Source organism: Nonomuraea lactucae (genome assembly GCF_003313395.1).
GTDB classification, from domain to species: domain Bacteria; phylum Actinomycetota; class Actinomycetes; order Streptosporangiales; family Streptosporangiaceae; genus Nonomuraea; species Nonomuraea lactucae.
In genome coordinates this window covers 1-8,629 of sequence record NZ_QNFZ01000927.1, presented here as the reverse complement: position 1 = coordinate 8,629, position 8,629 = coordinate 1, and the positions used below count along the sequence as shown (strand labels likewise).

General features: G+C 73.5%; 5 protein-coding genes and 1 pseudogene. 3 read left to right on the top strand and 3 right to left on the bottom strand.

The features are described 5' to 3' along the window. The coding region (locus DQW85_RS32180; RefSeq protein ID WP_113703550.1) for an AfsR/SARP family transcriptional regulator at nucleotides 1–3,115 on the top strand (3,115 nt) is incomplete at its 5' end. A 200-nt stretch (nucleotides 3,116–3,315) separates the two neighbouring features. Here DQW85_RS32180 and DQW85_RS32175 read toward each other — a convergent pair. Together DQW85_RS32175 and DQW85_RS32170 are read right to left on the bottom strand one after the other, a co-directional pair. Continuing rightward, nucleotides 3,316–4,128, bottom strand: coding sequence for an ABC transporter permease (locus tag DQW85_RS32175; protein WP_113703549.1), 813 nt, complete (start codon nucleotides 4,126–4,128; stop codon nucleotides 3,316–3,318). After that, nucleotides 4,125–5,087, bottom strand: a complete 963-nt coding sequence (locus DQW85_RS32170; protein ID WP_113703548.1) for an ATP-binding cassette domain-containing protein — start codon at nucleotides 5,085–5,087, stop codon at nucleotides 4,125–4,127. Before DQW85_RS32170 ends, DQW85_RS32175 begins: the two co-directional genes overlap by 4 nt. Nucleotides 5,088–5,210: 123 nt before the next feature. On the opposite strand from DQW85_RS32170, the gene DQW85_RS32165 reads away from it, so the two are divergent. Together DQW85_RS32165 and DQW85_RS32160 are read left to right on the top strand one after the other, a co-directional pair. Beyond that, nucleotides 5,211–5,732 (top strand): PH domain-containing protein, encoded by a 522-nt coding sequence (locus DQW85_RS32165; protein WP_240197557.1) that lies wholly within the window; start codon nucleotides 5,211–5,213, stop codon nucleotides 5,730–5,732. A 299-nt stretch (nucleotides 5,733–6,031) separates the two neighbouring features. Then, a complete protein-coding gene (locus DQW85_RS32160; protein ID WP_113703547.1) occupies nucleotides 6,032–7,540 on the top strand; it encodes a PH domain-containing protein in 1,509 nt (502 codons plus the stop codon). Nucleotides 7,541–7,722: 182 nt separating this feature from the next. Here the strand turns inward: DQW85_RS32160 and DQW85_RS32155 are convergent. After that, a pseudogene (locus tag DQW85_RS32155) lies at nucleotides 7,723–8,629 on the bottom strand (hypothetical protein); the annotation flags it as partial.

The window sequence follows — 8,629 nt, the reverse complement described above, 5'->3', positions numbered from 1 at the left end:
GGCGGCGGCCGGCCTCCTGCGAGAGGCGCTGGCGCTGTGGCGCGGGCCGGCGCTGGCCGACCTGGCCGGCGTCACCGTGGCCGCCGGAGGCATCGCCAGGCTCGACGGTCTCCGGCTCGCCGCCACCGAAGACCGCATCGAGGCCGACCTGCGTCTCGGCAGATACGCGGACGTGCTCGACGACCTGACGGGGTTGCTGGCCGAGCACCGCCTGCGGGAGCGCCTGCACGGGCAGCTCATACGGGCGCTTCACGGCTCGGGCAGGCACGTGGAGGCGCTGGCCGCGTACGAGTCAGCTCGCCGTACGTTCCGCGAGGAGCTCGGCGCCGACCCCTCACCCGAGCTCGCCGAACTGCACCTGACCCTGCTGCGCGGCGCCCCTCCCCGAGCCGACCCACCGCCCCGGCCGGGCGTCCCGGACGACCTCTCGTCCCGGCCGAACGGGGAGCCGCCGACCCCCACCCGCGAGACCCGGCCCCTTCCCGGCGAGCCGGCGGCCCATTCCGGTGGGGCGTCCCTCCGGCGAGGCAACGGGGGCGCGCTCCAGCCAGGTACCGAGGGTGGGCCGCGCGGTCCCGAGGATGCGGTCAGGCCGGGCTCCGGGAGCGTCCTGCATGGTCCCGAGGATGCGGTCAGGCCGGGCTCCGGGAGCGTCCTGCACGGTCCCGGGGACGTGCTCAGGCCGGGCGCCGGGGGCGCGTTGCATGGTCCCGAGGGTGCGCTCCAGCCGCGTCGTGGCAACCTGCGGGCGCGGTTGACCAGCTTCGTCGGCCGGGAGGACGACGTCGCCCACACCACCGGACTGCTGGCCCGGCACCGCCTGGTCACGCTGCTCGGGCCGGGAGGGGCGGGGAAGACGAGGCTCGCCATGGAGACGGCCGAGGCCCTGGGCGGCACCATGCCCGACGGCGTGTGGCTGGCCGAGCTGGCGACGGCGACCGACGCGCCGGGCGTGACGCAGAGCCTGATCGGCGCGCTCGACGTGCGTGACGGCGTCACCACCGCCATGTCCGCCGGCGCGCCCCCGCTGGAACCACTCGACCGGCTGGTCACGGCGCTGCGCGGGAAGCGGCTGCTGATCGTGCTGGACAACTGCGAGCACGTGGCCGAGCACGCCGCGTACCTGGCCGACCGGGTGCTCGCCGAGTGCCCGGGTGTGGTGATCCTGGCGACAAGCAGGGAGCCGCTCGGCATCACCGGGGAGATCACCTGGATCCTGCCCCCGCTCGCCGTGCCACCGTCCGGCGCGGGCCCTCGCGAGGCAGGCGATTACCCGGCGGTCCGGTTGTTCGCCGACAGGGCCGCCGCGGTACGGCCGGGTTACGACGTGGCCGCCGACGCGGAGGCGGTGACGGGGATCTGCCGGGCGCTTGACGGCCTGCCGCTGGCCATCGAGCTGGCCGCCGCCCGGCTGCGGTCCATGACGGCCGAGCAGGTCGCGGCGCGGCTCGGTGACAGGTTCCAGCTGCTGAGGGGCGGCAGCCGCACCGCGCAACCGCGCCACCGGACGCTCCGCTCCGTCGTCGAGTGGAGCTGGGACCTGCTCGACGAGCACGAACGCGTGCTGGGGCGGCGCCTGGCGGCCTTCTCGGGCGGCGCCACCCTCGAAACGCTGGAGAAGGTCTTCGGCGACATACTCGACCCGCTGGGGCGGCTCGTCGACAAGTCGCTGGTGGTGTACGACTCCGGCAGGTACCGGATGCTGGAGACGATCCGGGCCTACGCCACCGAACGCCTGGCCGAGTCCGGCGAGGAGGACGTCGTACGGCAGGCGCACGCCCGCCACTTCACCGAGCTGGCCGAGGCGGCCGAGCCGGTGCTGCGCACGGCGGGGCAGCTCGACCGGCTGGCCGAGCTGGCCGCCGAGCACGAGAACTTCTCGGCGGCGCTCCGCTGGGCCCTCGACAGCGGCGAAGGGGAGCTGGCGCTCCGGCTCGTCGGGGCGCTCGGATGGTACTGGTGGCTGAGAGGGCACCGGCTGGAGGGCACGCTGCGGGCCCGCGAGGTGCTGGCGGCCACATCCGGGGTCTCCGGCCGGCTGCGCAGGCTCGCCCTGGCCGTGCACGGCATCAACGCGGTGGGCGCGGCCCTGGGCTGGGAGGAGGCCCGCCTCTCACTGGGGGAGCTGCGGCGGGCGCTGGGCCAGGTCGCCGAGGCGCACCCGCTGGTCGCCATGGCCACGCCCGTCTTCGTGCTGTACGGGGCCGGGGAACCGGGCGACGAGCGCTACATCGACGAGATGGTGCTGCACGCCGACCTGTGGACGAGCGCGTCGGGACTGATGTTCCAGGGGCTGCTGCACTATTCGGCCGGGCGGATCGAGGACGGCGAGCGTGACACGCGGGAGGCGCTCGACCGCTACCGTCAGACCGGTGACCGCTGGGGGATGGGCAGCGCGCTCGGCACCCTGTCGGACGTTCATCTCCTGCGCGGCGAGCTGGAGCAGGGCGTGGCGGTCATGCGGGACGCGCTGCGCGTGATGGACGAGCTCGGCGCGATCGAGGACACCGCCTACATGCGGGCCAGGCTCGCCATCGGCCTCAACATGCTGGGCCGGCGGCAGGAGGCCGAGTCGCTGCTGCGCGAGGTGGACCGCCTCGTCACCGAGCTGGGCGACCGCGTCGGCGAGGCGGGGGTGGCGGGCGCCTTGGGGGAGTTCGCCCGCCAGGACGGCGACGTGGAGGGGGCCCGCCGCCACTACGCGCATTCGTTGGCGCTGATGGACGCCGTCGCGGCCCCGCCGCCGCAGATGATCTCGGTGGTCAACTCGTCGCTCGCGCTGCTCGCCGTACAGGAAGGGGAGCTCGACCAGGCGCGGCGGCTGGTCGAGCTGGCCGTCCGGCAGGCCGACGAGTCGCGTGACGCGCAGGTCACCGGGATCGCGGTCATCGCCTGCGCGGGGCTGGCAGTGGCCGCCGGCCGCCCCGAGGAGGCGGCGAGGCTGCTGGGCGGGGCCGAGACGATCAAGGGGACGGCGGCGGTTGTCGAGTGGGACCACCGCCGCGTCACCGCGGCGGCCCAGGCCACGCTCGGGGCGGACGGGTTCGCCCGCCACCTGGAGCGCGGCCGGGAAATGGCCCGTGACGACGTGATCGCCCTGGCCCTGCACATCTGAGGCTGTGGCGACGTGATCGCCCTGGCCCTGCGCATCTGAGGCCGTGACGACGTGATCGCCCTGGCCCTGCGAGTCTTAGCCGGTGGCCCCTGGGCACCTGATCGCGCCTGCCCCCGCGCGGCGCGATCCTTTCCCGGATGCTGGGGGAGTGCGGTCGCTCGGGAATGGCCGGATGTCCGGGCCTCGGGAGAGGGGGCGGCTCAGACGCGGCTCCTGAAGGCCCTGATCGCCAGCGGGGCGAACACGACCACGAAGCCCGCGGACCAGAGCAGCGACACGAGCGCCGGGTCGGCCACCTCGCCGCCGATCATGAGCCCGCGGATGGCGTTGGCCAGGTGGGTCACCGGGTTGACGTCGGACCACGCCTGCAGCCAGCCGGGGAAGGTGTTGGACGGCACCAGCGCGCTGCTCGTGAACGTCAGCGGCATCATCAGCGAGAAGGACATCATCTGCACCTTCTCGGGGTTGGACGCCTTGAGTCCGATGAGCACCGACATCCACGACATGGCCAACGCCACGACCACCAGCAGCGCGAGCGCGCCGAGCAGCCCCACGGCGCTGGTCTGCACGCGGAAGCCGAGCACCATGCCGAAACCCACCAGCAGCGCGAACGCCCAGACCTGCTTGAACGTGTCGGCGATGACCCGCCCGGCCAGCGGCGCGGTGCGCGCGATCGGCAGGCTGCGCAGCCGGTCGAAGACGCCCTTGGTGATGTCGGTGTTGAGCCCGATAGCCGTGGACAACGTGTAGAACAGGGCGTTCTGCACCAGCAGGCCCGGCAGCGCGAACTGCAGGTAGTCGCCGGTCGAGCCGGAGATCGCCCCGCCGAAGACGTACGTGAAGAGCAACAGGAACATGATCGGCTGGATGCTGAGATCGAGCAGCTCCCACGGGTTGTGCTTGATCTGCACCAGGCTCCGCCAGGCCAGCGTGAGGGTCTGCTGGACGGTCGCCCCGGGCCCCACCCGCTTCGCCACGACGGGCGTCGCGGCGGCCGTCGTCGCGGCGGTCATACGGGAACCTCCTCTTCGTCGGTGGCCTGCTCGGCGCGGTGCCCGGTCAGCGCCAGGAAGACCTCGTCGAGAGTGGACTTGCGCAACGTCAGCTCCGAGGCGACGATCCCGAGGTCGTCGAGGTGCCGGACCACGGCGGGGATCACCGCGGGGTCGTGCACCGCGGCGGTGACCGTGCCGCCCGCCACCTCGGGGGTCTCGTCGATGACGTCGGTGACGACCTTGGCCACCAGCGCCAGGTGCTCCGGGTCGAGCGGACGCACCTCCAGGACCTGCGCTCCGGTGGTCGCCTTGAGCTCGTCGGAGGTGCCCGACGCGATCACCTTGCCGTGGTCGAACACCACGATGTCGTCGGCGAGCTGGTCGGCCTCCTCCAGGTATTGGGTGGTCAGCAGCACCGTCACCCCGTCGGCCATCAGCCCGCGCACCACCGACCACAGCTCGGTGCGGCTGCGCGGGTCGAGGCCGGTCGTCGGCTCGTCGAGGAACAGCACCTGCGGCCTGCCGACCAGGCTCGCCGCCAGGTCGAGACGCCGCCGCATGCCACCCGAGTAGGTCTTGGCCGCTCGCCCGGCGGCGTCGGCCAGGTCGAACCGCTCCAGCAGGGCCGTTGCCCGCGACCGCGACTCGGCCCTGGACAGGCCAAGCAGGCGGCCGAGCATCACCAGATTTTCGACGCCGGTGAGCATCTCGTCGACCGCGGCGTACTGGCCGGTCAGCCCGATCAGCGAGCGGACCTGGTGCGCCTGCCGCCGCACGTCGTAGCCGAGCACCGTCGCGCGCCCGGCGTCGGGGGTGAGCAGCGTGGCGAGGATCCGCACGGCGGTGGTCTTGCCCGCGCCGTTGGGCCCCAGCACGCCGAGCAGTCGGCCGGGCGGCACCCCGAGGTCGACGCCGTCGAGGGCCTTCGTCTCGCCGTAGTGCTTCACGAGGCCCTCGGCCTCTATCGCGTAGCGCATCACTTTCCTTTCACGGCATTGCTTTGACATCCACTGTGTCGTAGGCCACTGACATTTCTCTGAACCCCGACCGGCCCCTGACTGATAGATCGCTGACACGCCGCGCGGCATAAGCTGGGATCCGTGACGTCAACTGGTTCGCTGCGCGACCCGGCGCACCGCGTCTCGCCCAAGGCGGTCAAGCTCTGGCTGTTCGAGGCCCTGATCGGCTTCTTGGTCCTGGTCGGAGGCTCCGTGCTGCTCGCCGCGTGGGTCGGCGAGAGCGGGTGGTCGTGGGTGCCCGGCTGGTTCGCCGAACGGCCGTGGGTGCTGCCCGCCGCGATGGGGGTGCTGCTGACGCCGTTCCTGGTGGCGGAGCCGTTCGTACGTTACGCCGTGCACCGGTGGGAGCTGTCCGGTGACGTCGTGTACGCGCGGACGGGGTTCCTGACCAGGGAGTGGGTGTTCGTGCCGGTGAGCCGGATCCAGACGGTCGACAAGGCGCAGGGCTGGATGGAACGCCTGCTCGGCCTGGCCACCCTGGAGATCCGCACCGCCTCGCACGCGGGCTCGTCGACCATCAAGGGGCTCGACTACGAGGTGGCGGCGGGGCTCGCCGAACAGCTGGCGCGCCGGGCCGAAGAGCTGAGAGACGACGCCACATGACCGACGACCCCGCCCAGCCCCCTCCTCACGAGGAACGGCCGCCGCTTCCCCCAGGGGACCTGTCCGCGCACGGACGGCCCGGCCCGGAAAGCCCTGGCGCTGCCGGGGCGCCAGGAGCGGACGAGCGGTACGAGCCGCACGGGACCACGCCGCCGAGCCACGGTACGGCGGGCGGGACGCCCCGCGGTCCTGAAGGCGCACCGTCCCACGGTCCTGAAGGCGCACCTCACCATGGAGGCGGGACGGCGCTTCGGGCGCCCGCGCAGTCCGGGTGGGCGCCGCGGCGGCTGAGTCCCAAGGTGCTGCTCATCGACCCGGTGCGCATGCTGCCCAACCTGCTCGTGCCGCTCGTCGGCGTGCTGTTCGTGGGCGGGTTCTCCAGCAGGTCGTACGTCTGGGCCGCCGTGGGCGTGGTGGGCACCGTCGTGTTCGCCCTCATCAGATGGGCGACGCTCACGTACGAGATCGTGGGCGACCGGCTGGAGATCACCCGGTCGCTGGTCAGCCGATCGGTGCGCACCATTCCGCTCGAACGGATCCGCGGCGTGGACGTGTCCATCCCACCCCTGCACCGGCTGCTCGGCCTGGCCGTACTGAAGATCGACACCGGGGCGAGCGGCGGCGAGGAGGAGGGCAAGCTCGACGGCATCACCCTGGAGGAGGCCGAACGCCTCAAGGCCGCCCTGCTGCGCCGCGCCACCGCGGCGCGAATCGAGGCCGCCGCAGGCGCCGCGGCGGCCGGAGCACCTCACGAAACCGCTCACCCGGAGGCGGTGGAGGCGGCGGGAGCCCACGTCACGGCTGAGCGCACGATCATCAGCGTGCCGCGCAGGTGGCTGCTGTACGGTCCGCTGTCCGGGGCCTACCTGTTCACCCCGTTCGCCCTGGCCGGTGGAGCCATCGGGCTGGCGTTCCAGTGGGGCGACCAGTTCGGCCTGGGCCGTGAGGCCGCCTGGACGGTGGGCGAGTGGCTCTGGGACCACCCCTACCTGGTGCTGGTCGCCGTGCTGCTGCTGGTGCTGGCGATGCCGTTCGTGGGCGCGGTGATGTACGCGGTGTTCCACTGGAACTTCCGGCTGAAGGAGCGTGACGGCTACCTGGTGGCCGAGCGCGGCCTGATCAACAGGCGCAGCGTCTCGCTGGAGTCGAGGCGGGTGCGCGGTTACGAGATCGTCGACGCGCCGGCCGAGCGCTGGGCCGGGGTCGTCCGGGTCTGGGCCATCGTGACCGGGCTCGGAGACTCGTCCACGCGCGGGCAACTGCTGCCCGACGTGCCGCGCGCGGTGGCCCTTCAGATCACCGCCGACGCCATCGGCCCCTTCCGGGCGGAACTTCGGCCCCACCCGCCGGTCGCCCGCAGGCGCCGTCTCTTCCGGGCGGTGTTCCCGTGGCTGGCGCTGTTCGCCGTCGCGGCCCTGAGCGGCCTGGCGACGCGGACGCCGCCGTGGTGGATCCTCGCGGTGCTCGCCCTGTTGCTGGCCGGGCTGGGCGTTCCCCTCGGCGCCGACCGCTACCGCTCGCTGGGGCACGGCTACGACGGCGTACGCCTCTCGGTCCGCTCGGGCTCGCTGCGGCGGGCGCAGGCGGTGGTCGAACGGCGCGCGGTGGTCGGCTGGCGGCTCAGGCAGACGTGGTTCCAGCGGCGGGCAGGGGTGTACACGCTGACCGCCGGGGTGGGGGCGGGCCAGGGCGGCTACACGGCGATCGACGTCTCACCCGGGCAGGCCACGGGATTCCCCGCCGAGGTCACCCCCGACTGGCTCGCGCCCTTCGTCGAGGACGCGCCGACTCAGCCGCGGTCACTCTGACCTGACGCGACGAGGCTCTGGCACGCTGGGGCGTCGGGAGCGCGCGGATGGCCGCACCCTGGGAAGGCACGGTGCGCGGCCCGGCAAGGCACGGTGCCTGGGAGGGCGGGGTGCCTGGCGCCTGGATGTGGGCCGTGGGGCCATGGCGTGGGGACAGCCTGGACGCGGGCCGTGGGGCGGGGTCAGTCCTGGCGGCGGGCGCCGAACATGATCTCGTCCCAGGTGGGCACCGAGGCCCGGCGTCCCCTGGAGCCCTTGCGTGCCTGGCGGGCGGCGGGCGCTGGTGGGGGAGACGGCACCGGCACCGGGGGCTCCTCCTTCTCCTTCGCCGTGCCCTCCTTGGGCTTGTCCCCCTTGCCCGAACCGTCCTTGCCCGAACCGTCCTTGGCCGCGTGGTCCTTGCCCGCGCCGTCCCTCGCCGCCTCGTCCCTTCGCGCCCTGTCCTCTCGGGCCCTGTCCTCTCGGGCTCGGTCCTCTCGCGCCTCGACCTTGGATGCGTCGGCCTTGGGGGCCTCGGCCCTGGGTGCCTCGGCCTTGGGTGCGTCGTCCTTGCCGGGACGCGCCGCGGGTACGGTCGCCGCACCTGGCGCGGGCTTCGGCCTGGGAGCGGGCGCCTTGGGGACCGCCGGGGTCGGCGCCTTCGGCTCGGCGGCCCTGGGTTGTGCGGCCCTGGGCTCCGCCGCCTTGGGTTCCGGAACCGCGGGCTCCGTCGTCCGGGGCGGACTGGCCTGGTGTGCCTGGGCCTGAGGCGGCGTGGATTCGGTTTCCGTGGCCGGAGGCTGTGTGGCTTCGGGCTGCGTGGCTTCGGGTTCGGTCGCCTGGGACTGTGTGGCTTCGGGCGTCGTCTCGGGTGCCGCTTCCCGCGGGTGCGTGAGCTCCGGCTGTGTCGGCTGTTGCCTGGTCGGCTCGGTGTCGGCGGGCTGCGCGTCCGGTATCGCCTGCGCATCCGGTGCGGCGGGCGTGGGCTCTGCCGCGGGCTCGTCCGTGGTGCCGGTCCCTGCGGTCGGCACCTCAGGAGCGGCCTGGCCCGGTGCCGGGGCGCCGACCGCCTGCGAGGGCTCGTTGGAGGGCGCGGCGGCGGGCGGGGCG